Annotated in this window: 19 protein-coding genes; 8 read left to right on the top strand and 11 right to left on the bottom strand. The window is 65.8% G+C overall.

Annotated features, from left to right (window positions below):
- Positions 1-2: 2 nt before the first annotated feature.
- From paaK to M8J71_RS22300, 4 genes are all read left to right on the top strand, one after another.
- Entirely contained in the window at positions 3-1,373 is a 1,371-nt protein-coding gene (paaK, locus tag M8J71_RS22315) for a phenylacetate--CoA ligase PaaK (protein ID WP_256250049.1), read from the top strand.
- Between the two features lie 47 nt (positions 1,374-1,420).
- Positions 1,421-2,044 (top strand): TetR/AcrR family transcriptional regulator, encoded by a 624-nt coding sequence (locus M8J71_RS22310; protein WP_256250048.1) that lies wholly within the window; start codon positions 1,421-1,423, stop codon positions 2,042-2,044.
- 96 nt (positions 2,045-2,140) lie between these two features.
- A complete protein-coding gene (locus tag M8J71_RS22305) occupies positions 2,141-3,253 on the top strand; it encodes a S1C family serine protease (RefSeq protein WP_256250047.1) in 1,113 nt (370 codons plus the stop codon).
- Between the two features lie 24 nt (positions 3,254-3,277).
- Complete coding sequence (locus M8J71_RS22300) at positions 3,278-3,568, top strand: hypothetical protein (protein ID WP_163168054.1); 291 nt, start codon at positions 3,278-3,280, stop codon at positions 3,566-3,568.
- Between the two features lie 69 nt (positions 3,569-3,637).
- On the opposite strand, the gene M8J71_RS22295 is transcribed toward M8J71_RS22300, so the two are convergent.
- Positions 3,638-4,045, bottom strand: a complete 408-nt coding sequence (locus tag M8J71_RS22295; protein ID WP_205484679.1) for a VOC family protein — start codon at positions 4,043-4,045, stop codon at positions 3,638-3,640.
- A 187-nt stretch (positions 4,046-4,232) separates the two neighbouring features.
- A complete protein-coding gene (paaZ, locus tag M8J71_RS22290) occupies positions 4,233-6,344 on the bottom strand; it encodes a phenylacetic acid degradation bifunctional protein PaaZ (RefSeq protein WP_256250046.1) in 2,112 nt (703 codons plus the stop codon).
- Between the two features lie 144 nt (positions 6,345-6,488).
- Here paaZ and M8J71_RS22285 point away from each other — a divergent pair, with 144 nt between their 5' ends.
- Complete coding sequence (locus M8J71_RS22285) at positions 6,489-6,935, top strand: PaaI family thioesterase (protein WP_256250045.1); 447 nt, start codon at positions 6,489-6,491, stop codon at positions 6,933-6,935.
- A gap of 21 nt (positions 6,936-6,956) precedes the next feature.
- Here the strand turns inward: M8J71_RS22285 and M8J71_RS22280 are convergent, their stop codons facing one another.
- Both M8J71_RS22280 and M8J71_RS22275 read right to left on the bottom strand, forming a co-directional pair.
- Positions 6,957-9,053, bottom strand: a complete 2,097-nt coding sequence (locus tag M8J71_RS22280) for a S1 family peptidase (RefSeq protein WP_256250042.1) — start codon at positions 9,051-9,053, stop codon at positions 6,957-6,959.
- A complete protein-coding gene (locus tag M8J71_RS22275; RefSeq protein WP_256250040.1) occupies positions 9,050-9,769 on the bottom strand; it encodes a tyrosine-protein phosphatase in 720 nt (239 codons plus the stop codon). The genes M8J71_RS22280 and M8J71_RS22275 overlap by 4 nt, the downstream gene beginning before the upstream one ends.
- A gap of 158 nt (positions 9,770-9,927) precedes the next feature.
- On the opposite strand from M8J71_RS22275, the gene M8J71_RS22270 reads away from it, so the two are divergent.
- Complete coding sequence (locus M8J71_RS22270) at positions 9,928-10,800, top strand: SGNH/GDSL hydrolase family protein (protein WP_256250036.1); 873 nt, start codon at positions 9,928-9,930, stop codon at positions 10,798-10,800.
- On the opposite strand, the gene M8J71_RS22265 is transcribed toward M8J71_RS22270, so the two are convergent.
- Positions 10,797-11,405, bottom strand: coding sequence for a GNAT family N-acetyltransferase (locus tag M8J71_RS22265; RefSeq protein ID WP_256250034.1), 609 nt, complete (start codon positions 11,403-11,405; stop codon positions 10,797-10,799). The two genes, M8J71_RS22270 and M8J71_RS22265, sit on opposite strands and share 4 nt — an antisense overlap.
- Before the next feature lie 75 nt (positions 11,406-11,480).
- On the opposite strand from M8J71_RS22265, the gene M8J71_RS22260 reads away from it, so the two are divergent.
- A complete protein-coding gene (locus M8J71_RS22260) occupies positions 11,481-11,714 on the top strand; it encodes a DUF6480 family protein (protein WP_256250033.1) in 234 nt (77 codons plus the stop codon).
- A 9-nt stretch (positions 11,715-11,723) separates the two neighbouring features.
- Here the strand turns inward: M8J71_RS22260 and M8J71_RS22255 are convergent, their stop codons facing one another.
- The 5 genes from M8J71_RS22255 to M8J71_RS22235 all read right to left on the bottom strand — a co-directional run bounded on the left by M8J71_RS22255 (position 11,724) and on the right by M8J71_RS22235 (position 15,912).
- A complete protein-coding gene (locus M8J71_RS22255; RefSeq protein WP_256250032.1) occupies positions 11,724-12,596 on the bottom strand; it encodes a 3-hydroxyacyl-CoA dehydrogenase family protein in 873 nt (290 codons plus the stop codon).
- Positions 12,593-13,417 (bottom strand): enoyl-CoA hydratase/isomerase family protein, encoded by an 825-nt coding sequence (locus M8J71_RS22250; protein ID WP_256250031.1) that lies wholly within the window; start codon positions 13,415-13,417, stop codon positions 12,593-12,595. The genes M8J71_RS22255 and M8J71_RS22250 overlap by 4 nt, the downstream gene beginning before the upstream one ends.
- Positions 13,417-14,643: a thiolase family protein gene (locus tag M8J71_RS22245; protein ID WP_256250030.1), complete on the bottom strand. Its 1,227-nt coding sequence runs from the start codon at positions 14,641-14,643 to the stop codon at positions 13,417-13,419. Before M8J71_RS22245 ends, M8J71_RS22250 begins: the two co-directional genes overlap by 1 nt.
- 130 nt (positions 14,644-14,773) lie before the next feature.
- The gene (locus tag M8J71_RS22240; RefSeq protein ID WP_256250029.1) at positions 14,774-15,451 is read right to left on the bottom strand and encodes a pentapeptide repeat-containing protein; all 678 of its coding nucleotides are present in this window, start codon (positions 15,449-15,451) and stop codon (positions 14,774-14,776) included.
- On the bottom strand, positions 15,451-15,912 hold the full coding sequence (locus tag M8J71_RS22235) for an SRPBCC family protein (RefSeq protein WP_256250028.1): 462 nt from the start codon (positions 15,910-15,912) through the stop codon (positions 15,451-15,453). The genes M8J71_RS22240 and M8J71_RS22235 overlap by 1 nt, the downstream gene beginning before the upstream one ends.
- Before the next feature lie 140 nt (positions 15,913-16,052).
- On the opposite strand from M8J71_RS22235, the gene M8J71_RS22230 reads away from it, so the two are divergent.
- The gene (locus M8J71_RS22230) at positions 16,053-16,229 is read left to right on the top strand and encodes a CsbD family protein (RefSeq protein WP_104998934.1); all 177 of its coding nucleotides are present in this window, start codon (positions 16,053-16,055) and stop codon (positions 16,227-16,229) included.
- A 97-nt stretch (positions 16,230-16,326) separates the two neighbouring features.
- On the opposite strand, the gene M8J71_RS22225 is transcribed toward M8J71_RS22230, so the two are convergent.
- Complete coding sequence (locus M8J71_RS22225; RefSeq protein WP_441338918.1) at positions 16,327-17,397, bottom strand: DNA polymerase IV; 1,071 nt, start codon at positions 17,395-17,397, stop codon at positions 16,327-16,329.
- Positions 17,398-17,493: the final 96 nt, after the last annotated feature.

The following is a 17,493-nucleotide window of genomic DNA, read 5'->3' as shown; positions in this document are numbered from 1 at the left end:
CCATGACCCTCCACGCCCCCGAAACCCCCGCCCCGACTGCAGCAACGTCCACCGCCGCGCCTGACGCCGTCCTGGACCGCGAGGAGACCATCTCCCGCGACGAGCTCGAGGCCCTGCAACTCACCCGGCTCCAGCACACCGTGGCCTACGCCTACGAGCGCGTACCCCTGTACAAGCGCAAGTTCGACGACGCCGGCATCCACCCCGCCGACCTGCGTGAACTCAGCGACCTGGGCAATTTCCCGTTCACCACCAAGGAAGACCTGCGCGCCGAATACCCGTTCGGGATGTTCGCCGTGCCGCAGAGCGAAGTAGCCCGCGTGCACGCCAGCTCGGGCACCACGGGCCGGCCCACCGTCGTCGGCTACACCAAGCAGGACCTGGCGGACTGGGCCAAACTCGTGGCCCGCTGCTTCCGCGCGTCCGGTATCCGTCCCGGCATGAAGGTCCACAACGCCTACGGCTACGGCCTGTTCACCGGCGGCCTGGGCGCCCATGCCGGAGCGGAAGCCCTCGGCTGCACCGTCATCCCGATGTCCGGCGGGCAGACCGAACGCCAGATCCAGCTGATCCAGGACTTCAAGCCCGACGCCATCCTGGCCACCCCCACCTACCTGCTGACCATCGCCGACGCCATGGCGCACATGGGCATCGACCCGGCCTCCACCTCCCTCAAGTTCGCCGTCCTCGGCGCCGAGCCCTGGACCCAGGAGATGCGGCACGAACTCGAAGTCACCATGAACATCAAGGCCTGCGACATCTACGGGCTTTCAGAGGTGATGGGCCCGGGCGTCGCCGGCGAGGCAGTGGAAACCCAGGACGGCAGCCACATCTGGGAAGACCACTTCCGTCCCGAAATCATCGACGCCTTCAAACCGGTAGTGGGCAAGGAAAACGTCCTGCGCGACGGCGAACACGGCGAACTCGTTTTCACGTCGCTCACCAAGGAAGCGCTGCCCATCATCCGCTACCGCACCAAGGACCTCACCCGGCTCCTTCCCGGCACAGCCCGCCCCGCGCACCGCAGGATGGGCCGCATCACCGGCCGCAGCGACGACATGATCATCCTCCGCGGCGTCAACCTCTTCCCGTCCCAAATCGAGGAAATCGCCCTGCGGATCCCCGAGCTCAGCCCCCACTTCCAGCTCGAACTCACCCGCCCTGAGGGCCAGCGGATGGACCAGCTCACCGTCCGGATCGAACGCCGCGACGCCGTCACCCCCGAGCAGAGCACGACGGCGGCGCGCGCCCTGCAGGAGCAGATCAAGATCCACGTGGGTTCTTCGTGCACCGTGGATGTGGTGGAGCCGGGCTCACTTGAGCGGTCCAACGGCAAACTGCGGCGCATCTACGACCTCCGGCCGAAAGGCTAGGACCAGCACGCGCAGACTGACCGACCGTTCATGAGAAACTAGGCACCATGCCCAGCACCACTGAAACAGCAAGTACCGCCGCCGGCGCCAAGCGCGGCCGGCCCGGTTACGACCAGCAGTCGGTGCTGCGCATCGCCGTCGACGTTTTCAACCGGCACGGTTACGACGCAACGTCCATGGGCATCCTGGCGGACAACCTGGGCATTTCAAAGTCGGCGATCTACCACCACGTGCCGTCCAAGGGCGACCTCCTCAAGCTCGCCCTTGACCACGCGCTTGGAGGCCTTGAGGCCATCCTCGAACAACCGGAGGCTACCTCCGGCGCGGCCGACGCGCGGCTTGAGTTTGTGCTCCGGCAGACGGTGTCCGTGCTGGTGGACCGCCTCCCGTTCGTCACGCTGCTCCTGCGCCTGCGCGGCAACACCGAGATCGAACGCAACGCGCTGGAACGGCGCCGCACCTTCGACCACAAGGTGGCCGCGCTGATCTCCAATGCCCGGGACGAGGGCTCGCTGCGGCAGGATATCGATCCCCGGACCGTCACCCGGCTCCTGTTCGGCATGATTAACTCGATCGTGGAATGGTACAAGCCCGGCGGCTCGCTTTCGCCCGAAAAACTTGCGGACGACGTCATCACCATGGCGTTCGACGGGCTCCACTCCCAGCCTTAGGCCCCCTCGCCGGGCCAAGATACTAAGTGTGCTTGGTATTTCTGCGGCTGCCCGGTTACGGTGGTAGGACCAGCCAGCATCCGCAGGAGGCCTTCCATGAGCACCAGTATCAGCAGAGGATCCCGACGGCCTGCCCGCGTGCGTGCGGCAGCCGGAGGCGCGGTACTGGCGGTGTCCCTGGGCCTCACGGGGTGCACCGGCCTGCCTGCTCCTCCGGCCCCCAGCGACCCGTCCGCCGCCACCACTGCCGGCACCAACAGCCCGTCCAACGCAACCGCTTCACCCACCGCGAATGCCCCCGCTCCTGATGCAGCCGGCGGCATTCCCCAGCTGGTGGAGAACCTGGCCCCGTCCGTGGTGACCATCTTCACCGAGGGCGGGTTGGGCAGCGGTGTGGTGTATTCGGAGGACGGCCTCATCCTCACCAACGAGCATGTGGTGCGGGGCAACACCGCGGTTGAGGTCGGTTTCGCGGACGGGCAGCGGGTAGAGGGGACTGTGCGGGCCACGGATCCTGTCACGGATCTGGCCCTGGTACAGGCCAACCGCACCGGCCTGCCCAAGCCCACCTACCAGAACAGCCTTCCCCGCGTGGGAGAAGGTGCCCTGGTACTGGGTTCCCCGCTGGGCTTTGAAAACACCGCCACCGCAGGCATCATCTCCGGCCTCCACCGTTCAATTCCGGGTTCCGCCTCCAACAGCCTCTCCCTGGTGGACCTGATCCAGACCGATGCGCCCATCAGCCCCGGCAATTCCGGCGGTGCTGTCATCAACATGCGCGGTGAAATCATCGGCATCAGCGAGGCCTACATCCCGCCATCCGCCGGCGCCGTATCCCTGGGCTTTGCCATCCCTGCCGCCACCGCTGTCCAGGTGGCGGAGGAGCTGCTCGCCGATGGTACGGCCGAACACGCCTATCTCGGCCTCACCCCGGGCGAACTGACGCCGCAGATCGCGGACCAGCTGGGCATCGACGCAACCACCGGCGTCGTCGTTTTGTCCGTGGACGGGGACGGCCCGGCGGGCAGGGCCGGAATCCGCCCCGGCGACGTCCTGGAATCCATGGAAGGAGCGGAGCTGAATGCGCCCGAGAAGCTCCTGGCTGAACTCCGGAACCGCAACCCCGGCGATACCGTAGGTTTCAAAGTCCGGCGGGATGACCAGACGCTGGACATCAAAGCGGACCTTATCGACCGGCCAACAGAGTAGTAAACCCAAAAGGAAGGTTAGACAATGAGCGCCAAGGAAGAACCGAACGCCGGCTTCATCATTCCGGACCCGTCCAAGGTCCGCGAGGACATTCCCCAGGATGCCGCAGACGAAGCCAACGCCATCCGCTTCAGCGAGGAGCAGGCGCTGATCGAGGAACAGTCCCACGGCATCCGCCCGGACACCTACAGCGTTCCCTCCGGCGGCCCCACCATGGATGAAGCCCGCGGCAACATGGACCTCTCCGACCAGACAGGGGCGGCGCCGTCGGACGACAGCAGCGACGACGGCCTGCACAGCGGTGCCGAATCCTGACACTTCCGGCGTAAACGACGGTAGGGGCGCCCCGGTTGATCGGGGCGTCCCTGCCGCTTTTAGGGGGTTTTAGAGTTCGTACTCGGCCTGGACACCCAGCGATTCGTGGACGCAGAGGATGTTGTGCTCCGTGTCCATGAACCAGGCGCACTTCTCCGAGTTCGTGGTGCAGATGTGGTTCTCGGTCTTCAGGTTCGGCAGGTCGTAGTCCTGGAACTGCACTCCCCTGGCTTCCATGTCCCGGACGGTCCGCTCGATGTCCGTCACCTCGAAGCTGATCGCAGTGTGCTCGGAGTGTTTTCCATCCGAGACGGGCATCAGCTGCAGCATCGGGCCGCCGTTGGTGCCGAGTAGTTCGCTTCCATCGTCTGTCATGCCGCGGTGCGGGAGCCCGAGTTTTTCCGTGTAGAACCTGCGGGCGCGCATCGGATCATCGACTGGCAGGACGGTGGTGGCTGTGTTCATTCTTAGGGTCATATGGCCACCTCCTACGGGGAGAATTTTACGCCCGCCCGCACCGAAAAGCGCCGCCCGTTTCCCCTGCTTCAAACGCTCTCTCACTTAATGCGCCCCAACCCGAAACGCTCTCTCACTTCCCTCAGGAGAGTGAGAGAGCGTCAGGGGAAATCGCGCATTAAGTGAGAGAGCGTCCCGGGGGGTGGGGCTACTTCGCGACCAGGGTGAGGACGTCGTAGGTGGCCACGATCTCGTCGTTCTGGTTGGTAAGCACTGCGTCCCAGGCAACCTCACCGTACTCGTCCGTTTCACGCGGGGTGATCTTCTTGGCAGTCAGCGTGACACGGATGGAATCACCAGCAGCCACCGGCGTGACGAAGCGCAGGTTCTCCAGCCCGTAGTTGGCCAGGACCGGGCCTGGGGCGGGCTCCACGAACAGTCCGGCGCCCCAGGCCAGCAGGAGGTAGCCGTGGGCCACGATGCCCGGGAAGAACGGGTTGGCTTCCGCGGCTTCCTGGTTGGTGTGCGCGTAGAACGTGTCGCCGGTTGAGTTGGCGAAGGCCGAAATGTCCTCCAGCCTGACCTGGCGCAGCTCGGACCGGACGGCGTCTCCAATCTGCAGCTTTTCCAGCGACTTCCGGAAGGGGTGGGTCCCCTCAGTTTCAACGGTGAAGTTGCGGTCGGCCCCGGCGTGCCAGACCCCTGTAACGGCGGTCAACATGTTCGGTGAGCCCTGGATGGCCGTGCGCTGCATGTGGTGCATCACCGAGCGGATCCCGCCCAGTTCCTCACCGCCGCCGGCGCGGCCCGGGCCGCCGTGGACCAGGTGCGGAACGGGGGAGCCGTGGCCGGTGGAGCTGCGGGCGTCCTCGCGGTTGAGCATCAGGACGCGGCCGTGGTGGGCGGCGATGCCCATCACGAGTTCGCGGGCCACGGCCGGATCGTTGGTGCACACCGAGGCCACCAGGGAGCCGTTACCGCGGGCGGCGAGGCGAATGGCATCGGGAATGTCCCTGTAGCCGATCACGGAGGAAACGGGGCCGAAGGCCTCCAGCGAGTGCACTTCCTCCGCCTCGGGGTCATGCCAGTTCAGCAGGACCGGAGCCATGAAGGCGCCGCCGTCCACCACACCCGTGGATCCGTCGGCGGAGGTGACCGACGGCGATTCGAGCGTTCCGTACGCGAGCTCACCGCCGGCGTCGAGCATTGACTGCACGGCCGCGCGGACGTCCTCGAGCTGCTCCACGGATGCGAGCGCACCCATGGTGACGCCGTCGGCCCGGGGGTCTCCCAGGACAACACGTTCGGAGATCCGTTTGCCGACGGCCGCGGACACCGCGGCTACCAGCTCGTTCGGGACGATGGCGCGGCGGATGGCGGTGCACTTCTGCCCCGCCTTTGCGGTCATTTCCGTGACGACGGACTTCACGAAGGCGTCAAATTCCGGTGTTCCCTCAACGGCGTCGGGGCCCAGGATCGCGGCGTTCAGGGAGTCGGTTTCGGAGGTGAACCGGACGCCGCCCTGGACCACGTTGGGGTGGGATTTCAGGGACAGGGCGGTGGAGGCAGAGCCGGTAAAGGCCACCAGGTCGCGGTAGTCCAGCACATCCAGCAGCCCGCGGACGGAACCGGAGATCAGCTGCAGCGAGCCCTTGGGGAGGATGTTGGATTCAACAATGGCCTTCACCACGGCCGCCGCCACGTAGCCGGTGGGCGTGGCGGGCTTGACGATGGTGGGAACGCCGGCGATGAAGGCCGGGGCGAACTTCTCCAGCATGCCCCACACGGGGAAGTTGAACGCGTTGATCTGCACGGCGACGCCCGGGATGCGGGTGTAGATGTGCTCGCCGGCGAAGGAGCCGTCCTTGGACAGTACCTCCATGGGCCCGTCCACCACCACCTGCGAGTTCGGCAGTTCGCGCCGGCCCTTGGAGCCGAACGTGAAGAGGACGCCGATGCCGCCGTCGATGTCGATCATGGAGTCGACCTTGGTGGCGCCGGTCTGGGCGGAGAAGGAGTAGAAGTGTTCGCGCCGGGCGTGGAGGTACTGCGCCAGTTCCTTGAGCTTGAGGGCGCGCTGGTGGAAGGTCAGCTGCCCGAGTTCGGCCTGTCCGGTGGTGCGGCCGTAGTCGACGACGGTGGAAAGGTCCAGCCCCTCCGTGCTCACCTTGGCCAGGATCTCCCCGGTGCTCGCGTCGCGTACGGGGACAGCGGAACCGGTGGAACCGTCGTCGGGCGTCCACCACGCATCCATGATGAAGCTGGGCACGGTCTCCACGGTGTCGACCGTGGCCTGGGGAGCTGTGGCGGTGGTGGTCATCGTTGACGGGTCCTTCCAACAAGGGGCATACAAAGGCGGCCAGTGATTACTGACCGTCCGTTCGGTAATATATTCACCATACATGACAGGCCGTGGTGCAGACTAGAAGGCCGGGCCCGAAATGACCACCCAGAAGGAGATCACATGAGCGCCGCCTCACCGAAGGATGCAGCTGTGGAGAACCACCCTGATGCACACGAGTTGTGGAAGATTACCCTCGGTGAGCTCGACGAGAAGATGGGTGTGAAGATCCTCGAGGAGTCGGTGGAGCGCGTGGTGGCCACCATGCCTGTGGAGGGAAACAGGCAGTCCTTCGGGCTGCTGCACGGCGGGGCGTCGCTGGCCGTGGGCGAAGCCGTCGGGTCCTGGGCTGCCGTGATCCATGCGAGCACCATGGGCAAGACGGCCGTGGGTGTGGATGTCTCCGCCACCCACCACCGCTCGGCGCGGGAGGGCCAGGTGACCATCACCGCCACACCCATCCATCTGGGCGGGACGCTCACAACGCACGAGGTGGTCATCACCAACGAGGCCGGCCAACGGCTCTGCACCATGCGCATCACCAACCTGCTGATGCGGCGGCACAAGTAACCCGGCCGGCGCTCGAGCGTGTCAGAACCTTTTCTCGGGCGTCTGGGTCCTCCGACGGCGGACCAGCGCCATCAGCACGGCACCGACGGCGATTGCGGTTGCGGCAGCGCCTGCCGCGGGGAGAAGCGCGGACGGGCCGGTGTAGGCCAGGTTGCCGGTATCCCTCCGGTCGGCGTTGCCTCCGGTATTGGCGAGGCCGGCAGGAGGGGTTCTGACGGGCGGGGTCACGACGACGGCGGGCGGGCCGTCCGCGGAAGCCGGCCGTGCCAGCGGGGCTGGGTCAGCCGCGGCAGAGGGTTCAGCCGATGCAGCGGGGGCGGTGAATTCGAAGCTGCTGGTTCCGGAGACGCTGAACCCGTTGACCGTCTCGGCCGTGAAGCGGAGCGGCCCATTCCCCTCGGGGGCTGGAAAGGCCCAGGTTCCGTCAGCGTTAACGGGGACCTCGAACAGCTCCTTCCCCTCGACCCTGATGCGGACTTTCGACCCGGCTGCAATCGCTGTGGCCGGCGCTGCCGGGACGCTGCCGCTGATTGCCTGGCCAGCCTCGTACACGGCGCCCGGCGCCGGGGATGCCACCACCGGCTTATTGAGGAACAGCTCCAGCTGGTAGCCGGGCAGGACGCTGAGGCCGTCAGTGAGGGTGGCACCAACGGCGAAATTCTGGATGACGTTGCCGAACTCATCGGGTGTGTCCCCGGCAGCGTGTGTTCCCACAGCGTAGTTTCCGCTGACGTAGGGTCCGCCGGAGTCTCCACCGCTGGACTGCACGCCGTAGGACATGAAGCCCCGGACCGCCCTCAGGTCGAGGGGTTCACCGGGATCGCTGGTTTCAGTGGGCTCAACATACGTCGGCCCGGGGACAATAAAAATCCCAACCGCGTCGACTTTGCCACAGGACCAGGCGGAGGTTCTGCCCGAACGGCAGACAGGCATCCCTGCTACGGGATCGGTCGTGCCGATGATCTTGACATTAGGCTCAGGCTCCGAGGTGTCCCCCCAGGTACTGGTGGCGGGCAGCGGGTCCAGGTCGGGGCGGAGGGACTCGATGACGGCGATATCGGTTCCGACGTTGCCTGGATCGGTTACTGCAGTGTTGTCAGGGCCGATGGCGGTGTTGGGATCGAGCACCCACGAGTTGCCAGTGCCGCCGAACTGGCTGAAGCCAAACCTGCCCAGCAGCCCTAACCTGTTGAACTGGGATTCCAGGTCGGCCGTTTGGGCAGCACCGTCCGAAGCACAATGCCCTGCGGTAAGAACTGCCGGCAGCCCGGCAGGGTCAAAGGCAGAAAAGCCTGTCGAGCAGAACCACCCCGTATCCGCAATGTAGCCGACTCCCCCGGGAACGTCGGCCTCTGGCGCCAGCGGAGCGCCGCCGTCGAGCTCCACATTGGCAAACCGAGCCACGAACTCGGAAGGCGACTTCTTGCCGGAGCCCACAGGGGCAGTGGCAGCCGTCGGACCGCCAGGCGCTGAGCCAGACTCAGCCGTACCGCCCTCAACAGCATCCGACCCCGCTTCCGGCGAATTTACGCCACCGGTCCGGATGACAAACTTTCCGCCCGAGGCCACTACGGCCTGCAGGCCCTCGGTGCCCACCTCACGGATATACGCCTGGAACAGCTGCTCAGTACTGACGGCGAGTTCGGAGCCCGGGCTTGGCGCATTGTCATCGACACGTGCTTCGGCCGCCACCGGACCGGCGGCGTCCTCCACTGCAAGGGCGGGGACGGTCTGTGCAAGCACAGCAACTTCCGCCAGCAGCTCCGCCCCGGAGCCCGACACCAGAATCTGCCCGTCCTGGAGCCGGATCCCCGAGTAGCCAGGGACGTCCCGCAGCCGGTTGGCCACCCCTGCTGCCTCGATACCCCGCTCTCCCGCCGCAGCAAACTCCTCGGGCGTCATTCCCAGATCACGCAGGACAGCTTCCTCGAGGGCAGCCGCAGACAGGCCGGAATGTTGTGCATCAGTGACGGCTGCAGGAGGCTCGGGCAACTCAGTGGCGTCCGCCGCCCACACCGGACTTACGGCAAAAGCCGACGACGCCAATACTCCCGCGGCGGCGCCAGAGGCAAGGAAACGCCGCAGATTTCCGGCGCTCCGCAGGTTGTCGGCGCTCATCGTGACACTCCGGCTCCGCAGAGTGCCATCACCGCGTCCAGCTCAGCAGGGCTGAGGCCGTGCCGCAGCAAGAAGGCCCGGGTGTCCAGGCTCCGCACAAACTCCACGACTGCGTCTCCGCGCTGCTCGAGCACAGGGGCCAGCTCGGCTTCCTCAACATAGCGTTCGCGGTCGTGCGGCGGGCCGTGGGTGCGGTAGCGCTCATTGATGCCGCGGGCGGCGCGCCGGTAGCCCTCTGCGATTTCCTGGTCGGAGTGCCCTGCGAGGTCCTGGACCATGGCGGCCACCATGCCGCTGCGGTCCCTTCCGGCGGCGCAGTGCAGCACCACGTTGCCCCGCGTCGATGCTGCGGCCAGCTCACGAAAAACTCCCGACAGCTTCTCCGGGAAGATCCTGGCGTTGTCCGCATAATAGGCGGGGTCGTTGAGGTAAGGGCCGGAAATTTCTGTAAAGCGCGGATGGCCGGGCTCTTCGGTGGGCGCCGAAACTAGGATGATCCCAGCCAACGCCGAATCCGCCACGAGGGGATCGCTGTCCCGGCGCCGGGCCTCGGGAGTGTTGCGGAGATCTATCACGGTGCGGACGCCGTCGCTGTAGGCGTGCCGCCATCCAGCCGTGGTCAGCCACTCCCGCCGCCCCATCCGGTAAACCCCGCCGGCCACGTGCCACGCGTTGACAGCGCCGTCCCAGCCCATCGGTCCGTCCGCTCTGTTCATCCGCACAGCTAATCACATGAGTCACATCCGTTGCACCTCTAACGGGTAGAGGCCCGGCCGACATTGGGGTGCGGCCTACCAGTGACCGGTTAGCGAGGTATACGGTGGCGACTAGCTGACTGCGCCCAGTTCGCGGCGGACGTTCGAAGGGGAACAAAATGGGAAATCCAGTAGTACGACGGCGCCACTCGGCTTTTGTTGCCGGCCTCGCCGCCCTCGCCATGGCTGCAGGGGTGGCCACTGCCCCGGCCGAGGCTGCGGACAAGACCAGATACATTGCGCTCGGAGACTCCTTTGCCGCCGGGCAGGGCGCCGGGCCGTACCTGGATGATTGCTTCCGCAGCGACAACGCGTATTCCGAGCTCGCTGATGAGTCCAAGGCCATCAAGCTTGTGGTTAACGCGGCCTGCAGCGGCAAGACCACCCAGGATGTGGTCAGCGACCAGCTCCGTCAGTTGAACAAGAGCACCGAGCTGGTAACCATCACGGCAGGCGGCAACAACATCGGCTTCGGCGCCATCATCACCGCATGCGGCGTGGCCCTGGCAGGGGCCACCCCCGGCGAGGCCTGCAACACTGCCATTACCGGTGCGATGACGAAGCTTCAGGGCGGACAGCTGTACAGCGAGCTGCTCTCGATGATCAGGGGCGTACAGGCTGCAGCGCCCAATGCCAAGATCGTGGTCACCGGCTACCCCTACCTCCTCGATCCCATCGAAGCAGGCAGGACCGATCCGGCAGCGCAGTTCATTTACCAGGCCACGCAACTGTCTGACCTCCTCAATGGAAACATCCTGGCGGCGGCGGCTGCCGCCAACGCCGCCACTAAGGAAGACCCCGACGTCCAGTTTGTTGATGTGCGGTCGGCCTTCCTCGGCCATGGCGCTTTGTCACCCACGGATCCCTGGATCAACCTGATCCCTTCCGGCCCAGGTGAACCCGTCAATCCGGATAACTTCCACCCCAATGAGGACGGCTACGAGGCGTACTTTAAGGTCCTGCGTGCCGCCGGCGCCTACTCGGTTTCCTAGCCCCGCCGGGCCAGCCGGTACTCCAGCCCGGCGCGGACCATGGGCCATTCGTGTTCGAGGATGGAGAACACCACCGTGTCGCGCAGGAGGCCGTCGCGCGTCCTAGAGTGGTTGCGGAGTACGCCGTCCTGCTTGGCACCCAGCCGCGCAATGGCCTCGCGCGACTGGTGGTTGAGCCAGTGCGTCCGGAACTCCACGGCAGGGCAGCCAAGAACCTCAAACGCGTGCCGCAGGAGGAGCAGCTTGGAGTCCGGGTTTGTCCCGGTCCCTTGCACGGAAGCGGAGTTCCAGGTGGAGCCGATCTCAACACGGGGAGTGCCGGCGTCGACATTCATGTAGGTGGTCATCCCGATGATCCTGCCGGGGCCGCCGGTGGCCGGATCGATCAGCCGGGTAGTGAACGGCAGCATCGAGCCCTGCTCCTGCAGGGCGAGCCGCCGCTCGATTTCCGCTGCCATTTCGTCCGGCGACGGCACCGACGTGTACCAGAGGCGCCACAGCTCGCCGTCGCGTGCAGCATCAACCAGGCCGTCGTGATGGTCCGGATTCAGCGGCTCCAGGGTTACATACCGGCCAGTCAGGGTAAGGGGTTCAAGGAAGGTCACTGCACCAGCCTAGGTCCAACCAACAGGGCCGGTTACGCTGGGCAAAGCACCAGGACGGCAAACGAGGGAGATAACGTGTCAGGACACAATCCGGACCCGGAAGACGACAAGCTCACTGGCCTGGAGCCAGGCGGCGGAGTGCCGCCAGGGGAAACGCCGCCGGGCGAAGCCTCCACAACCACCACCCAGGGCCATGATGAACACGGCACCAAGAAGAGCACGCAGTTCTTCGTGATTGCAGCCATCGCAGTAGTGGTTTTGCTGTCACTCCTATACTTCGTCGGCTACATTGTGGGCTTTTTCGACTAGCCGGCGGTCCTAGCTGGGCCAGTCAAAAAAACCCTTCCCGGTTTTGCGTCCCAGTTCGCCGCGGGCCACCTTGTCCTTGAGGATCTGCGGCGGGGCGAAGCGCTCCCCCAGCGTGGAGTGCAGGTATTCGGCAATGCCCAGACGCACATCCAGCCCGACGATATCCGTGGTTCGAAGCGGTCCGGTGGGGTGTTTATACCCAAGCACCATGGCGGCGTCGATGTCCTCGGCGGACGCCACCCCCTCCTCCACCATGCGCATCGCCTCCAGGGCGACCGCCACGCCCAGTCGGGAGGACGCGAACCCCGGCGCATCATTGACGACGACGGCGGTCTTGCCGAGTGCCTCCACCCACCCTTTCGCCGCAGCGGCAAGGCCGGGAGACGTGCGTTCGCCCAGCACCACCTCGATCAGGGTGGACGCGGGCACCGGGTTGAAGAAATGCAGGCCCAGGAAGTTTTCCGGCCGCTTCAGTTCCCCGGCCAGTCCATTCACGGACAGCGATGACGTGTTTGACGCCAAATAGGCATCATCCGCCAACCGCTCCTCGATGCCCTGCAGCGCGGTGACCTTCAGGTCCCAGTCCTCGGGCACCGCTTCGACCACCAGTTGCCGGTCCTTGAAGGCGTCGTAGTCCACGCCCACGGTAAGCCGTGAAACGAGCTCATCGAGGCTGGCGTCGACGGCGCCGCGCTCAATGCTCTTGGCTGCGGCTGATTCGACCCGTTCCCGGGCTGCCTCGGCGGACTGCTCGTCGCGCTCAATCACCAGCACGTCCGCCCCCTTCACCAGGAAGGCGTGCGCGATGCCGGCACCCATGCGGCCGCCGCCCAGGACGCCGATGCGGGAAGGCAGGCCAGGGGCAGGTTGCGGTGTGCTCATGGATTCTTCTCTCCGGTCTCGGTGCCGGCCTTCGCACCGGCGCTGTTGTTGGCCTTGCTGGCCTTTTTATCCAGGAACCGCTGCATCCGGTCAAACTTGGCCTCGGATTCAAAGAGGATGCCTTGGGCCAGCTGGTCAATCAGGGGGTGGGCTTCCGCCGGTGCATGGAACACCGACTTGGTGATCCGCACGGCCAGTGGATCCTGCCGGCCGATCCTGTCCGCCAGGTCATGCGCAGCGTCCAGAAGCTGGGCGGGGCTATGGACCTCGCTAATGAGGTTCACCGCAAGGGCTTCCTCGGCCCCGAGGACCCTGCCGGCCAGCAGAATCTGCTTCGCCACCGGCTCCCCCACCAGTTCCTTCAGCCGCCAGCTGGCCCCGGCTGCGGCCAGGATGCCCAGCCCCGTTTCCGGGTTGCCGATGCGCACGTTCGGTGTGCCGATCCTGAAGTCAGCCGCGTAGGCGAGCTCTGCCCCGCCGCCGAGGCAGTAACCGTCCAAAGCGGCAATCACGGGCATGGGCAGCTTGGCGATCCGGACGAAGATGGTGGAGTTGATTCCCTGCAGGGCATCGTCCCGGCGGCGTTCCCGCAGCTGTGCGATGTCCGCTCCCGAGGCAAAAACACCGTCCACGCCGGCGATGATGAGCACCTTCGGGTTCTGCTCAAGGGCAGCGCAGACGACGTGGAGTTCATCCACCATCTGCTGGTCGATGGCGTTTCGGACCTCGGGGCGGTTGAGGAGCACCACCACGCGGTCGCCGCGCTCTTCCACCAGCAGCGCATGGAACTTTTCCGACGCCAGGTCCACAGCGCCCGGCATTAGACCTTCTCCAGCAGCATGGCGGTCCCCTGGCCGACGCCGATGCACATGGTGGCCAGCCCGATCCGCGCGTCCTCACGCTCCATCCGCCCCAGCAGGGTGATGGCGATCCTTGCCCCGCTGGAACCCAGCGGGTGCCCCAAAGCGATGGCGCCGCCGTCGTTGTTCACAATTTCAGGTTCCAGGCCCAGCCGGCGGATGCAGGCGAGGGACTGCGTGGCAAACGCTTCGTTAAGTTCGACGGCGCCGAGGTCACCGACGCTGAGGCCGCTCCGCTTCAGGACTTTCTGCGTTGCCGGCACCGGGCCAATACCCATAATTTCGGGCTCACAACCGGCCGAGGCACCATCGATGATGCGGGCGCGGGGTGTCAGCCCCAGCCTTTCGATGGCCGCTTCCGACGCCACGATGATGGCTGACGCGCCGTCGTTAAGGGACGACGAGTTGCCGGCCGTGACCACGGTGCCGCCGTTCGCCACCGGCTTCAGCCCGGCCAGGACGTCCATGGTGGTGTCCGCCCGGGGACCTTCATCCGTGTCCACAACATGCTCAGATTTCCGGGTCTTGACGGCGACCGGGACGATTTCGTCCTTGAACCGGCCCGCAGCGGTGGCGTCAAGGGAGCGCTGGTGCGAGCGGACCGCGAAGGCGTCGGCGTCCTCCCGGGAGATGCCGTCCACACGGGCCACTTCTTCGGCCGTCTCGGGCATGGAGTACGTCATCTTGCCGTCCCGGGACAGTTCGCCCTTGTGGAACTGGGGGTTGGTGAAGCGCCAGCCGATGGAGGTGTCGAAGATCTGGCCGGGCTTGGCAAAGGCGGCGGTGGGCTTTTCCTGGACCCAGGGCGCGCGGCTCATGGATTCCACACCACCGGCGATAACGATGTCCGCGGCGCCGGCCCTGATCATGTGGCTCGCCTGGATGATGGCGCTGAGGCCGGAGGCGCAGAGCCGGTTGACGGTGATGCCGGGGATGTGGAGGGGCAAACCGGCAAGCAGGGTGGCCATCCGTGCGACGTTCCGGTTTTCCTCCCCAGCGCCGTTGGCGTTGCCCAGGATCACCTCATCGATGCTGTCCGGATCAAGCCCGGCCCGGTTCACGGTCTCCCGGATTACCAGGGCCGCCAGGTCGTCCGGGCGGATGGAGGACAGCGCCCCGCCGTATCTGCCCACCGGCGTTCGGACCCCGCCAACAAGGAAAGCCTGCGGACCTGCGGTTGCAGCCATGGAAACACCCTTCACGCGATAAACAGCACTGTCATCGGCGGCAGGCAGAGCTCAGCACTTACCGACCGTTCGTTCTGTAAATAGTACACGGGCGGGTCTTGGATGGGTACCGGCGCTTGCCGCGAAGGCTTTAGAGCACCGTTACGCCCAGATGCGCGGCCAGGAGGGGTGCCAGGAGCCCCAACTGGTACTCGTCCACCACGACGCCCGCCATGCTGCCGAGCCCGCTGATGCTGCGGAACCCCGTGCTCCGGATATCAAAGTCCTTGAGTTTGGCCCCACTGAGGTCAAGGGATCCAATGGTGCAGTTCTTGAGCCCAACGCGGGTGCCCATGGCTGAGCCCAGGTCCAGTTCGTTGATGATGCAGTCGCTGATGAGGACGTCGGTGAGCTTGGCGCCGCGCAGGTTGAGGAAGTCCAGCTTGCCGCCCTCGATACGGACTGACTGCCAGCCGCTCTCGTACAGTTCAGCGGAGCCAAGCCGCGGGTTCCGCAGCTCGACGTCCCGCCAGGTGGAGCGGGCGGCCTTGAACACCGGCGCATACAGCTCGCCCAGGATGCAGTCCCGGAACGAGGACCCACGGAGCTGCGTGTCATTGAAGGACACCCCTTGGAACTCGCACTCTGCGAAGTCTGTCCCACTGAGTTCCAGACCATCAGCCTCGGTGCGGCTGTACCGGCCGCCGTCGTACCTTTCACCGCGGCGGAAGTCCGACGCCGGCTGGTCAGTAAGGTTCTCCAGCCGCACCGGCGTGAGCCTGGGGGCAATAACCTTCGGGTCAGCGGCCTTGGAAGGATGCGCAGCCACTACGGAAGCGATTCTGCTTTGGCTGCAATCTCCGCGAGGTCCTTGGTCAGGGCTTTGCGGGTGGCGGCCATACCCATCCTGCCGAACAGCAGCATCAGGAGCCGGCTCGCTACCGTGGGCTTGATGACCTCGGCGCCGAAGGTGAGGGTGAGCTCGGTGCCGCCGTCCCGCGGGGCAAGGTTGAACCTCGTGGTGTAGTCCGCGCCGCCCTGGACGGCCTTGACGGTGGCGCTGCGGTGTCGCTCTGCTTCCGCCACCCACATCTCCACCGTTTCGGACTTGCCCAGCATCTTCCGGGTCTCCTTCCAGCGTGTCCCTTCCCCGTAGGGGCCGTCGGTGAGGAGCTGCACTGAATCGACTCCGGACAGCGTTGCCGCCGAGCCAGGGATGTCCGTGATGACGGACCAGACTTTCTCCGGTGACGCCTGAATGTGCTGGGTGAGGCTGGTGGTGTGCTCCATGTTCCGAGCCTAGCCGCGGGTACAGACATTCAACAGACGCCCCTCCAGGAAGGAAAGCCCGGGCTTGAAATAGTAAGCAAGCTTCGTGTTAGTGTGAAAATGCATTGTTTGATCAACAGAAACGAAAGGAGGCCACCACCATGGGCCTCGGAGACAAGATCAGTAACGCAGCAGAAGATATGGGCGGCAAGGCCAAGGAAGCTGCGGGCAACGCAACCGACAATGACCGCCTGAAGGCAGAGGGCCAGGCGGACCAGGTCAAGGCCGACGCCAAGAAGGTCGGCGAAAGCGTCAAGGACGAGTTCAAGCGCGACTAGCTCCTCGCTGATGCAGCCGCAGCGAACGGCGTGCTGCAACAGCCAGAAATGGCGGCGGATCCCACGGATCCGCCGCCATTCTGCTGTCCAGCCAGTTTCACCAACCGCTGCGGGTTGGAGTATGCCCCTGCCGGGAGTCTTCGGGCATCGTCATTTCGGCGCGCAGTCCGAGGAGCCGGATGGGGCGGCCCGGCTCGATCTTCGCCACGAGGTCGAGCGTGCGCGCAAGCACTTCCGCGGGGTCGGATGTCTCGGGAATCTTCCGGGCGTAGGTCTTGGTGATGAACGGCGCGTACCGGACCTTGAGGGTCAATCCGACTACCGGCCGCCCCTCGGCTGCGACATCCTTCAGGACGTGCGCTGCCAACTCCCGGACGGCGTCGTTAATCTGCCCGGGTTCAGTCAGATCGTGCTGGAAGGTGGTTTCCCGGCTGTGCCCGCGTCCCACCCAGGGTGTGTCATCGACGATTCGTGACCCGTCGCCCCGTCCGAGCTGCGCGTACCAAGGGCCGATCTTCGGGCCGAACTCTGGGATCAGATCATCAGGATTGGAGGCCGCAAGCTGAGCAACGGTCTTGATGCCCAGCGTGGCCAGGCGCCGCGACACCTTGGTTCCCACGCCCCACAGCTCGATGGTGGGCCTGCTTCCCATGACCTCGAGCCAATTCTCTTCGGTGAGCCGGAAGACGCCGGCCGGCTTGCCGAACGTGGTGGCTACCTTTGCGCGGAGCAGGGTATCGCCAACGCCCACACTGCAGTGCAGCCGGGTTTCCTCCAGGACGGCCCGCTGCAGTTGCCGGGCGTAGGCCTCGGGCTCCGCCGCCTGCACGCCAACGAACGCTTCGTCCCAGCCAAGCACCTGGACCGTGGCACCCGGCTGCGAGCCCAGCACCGCCATGACCTGCTCGGACGCAGCGAGGTAGGCCTCCTGGTCGACCGGCAGGATGACGGCGTCGGGCACTTTCCGTGCGGCGACGCGCAGGGGCATTCCCGAGCCGACGCCGAAGACCCTCGCTTCGTAGGACGCCGTGGACACCACCGCCCGCTCGGTGGGATCGCCGCGGCCGCCAACGATCACCGCCTTGCCCGCGAGTTCGGGCCGGCGGAGCACTTCCACCGCTGCTATGAACTGGTCAAGGTCCACATGCAGCACCCAGGGTTCGCCCACAAGCCTTAGTCTGCCCCGGTCGGGCGCCCCGCACCACACTCCCGGCGTGCCGCCGTCGAAACCGCTGGCCAGGGAAACGACGACGGCGGGATCCCC

This window comes from Pseudarthrobacter sp. R1, assembly GCF_024494415.1.
Taxonomy (GTDB): Bacteria; Actinomycetota; Actinomycetes; order Actinomycetales; family Micrococcaceae; genus Arthrobacter.
The sequence above is the reverse complement of the archived record's forward strand: the minus strand, read 5'-3'. Positions and strand labels throughout refer to the sequence as shown.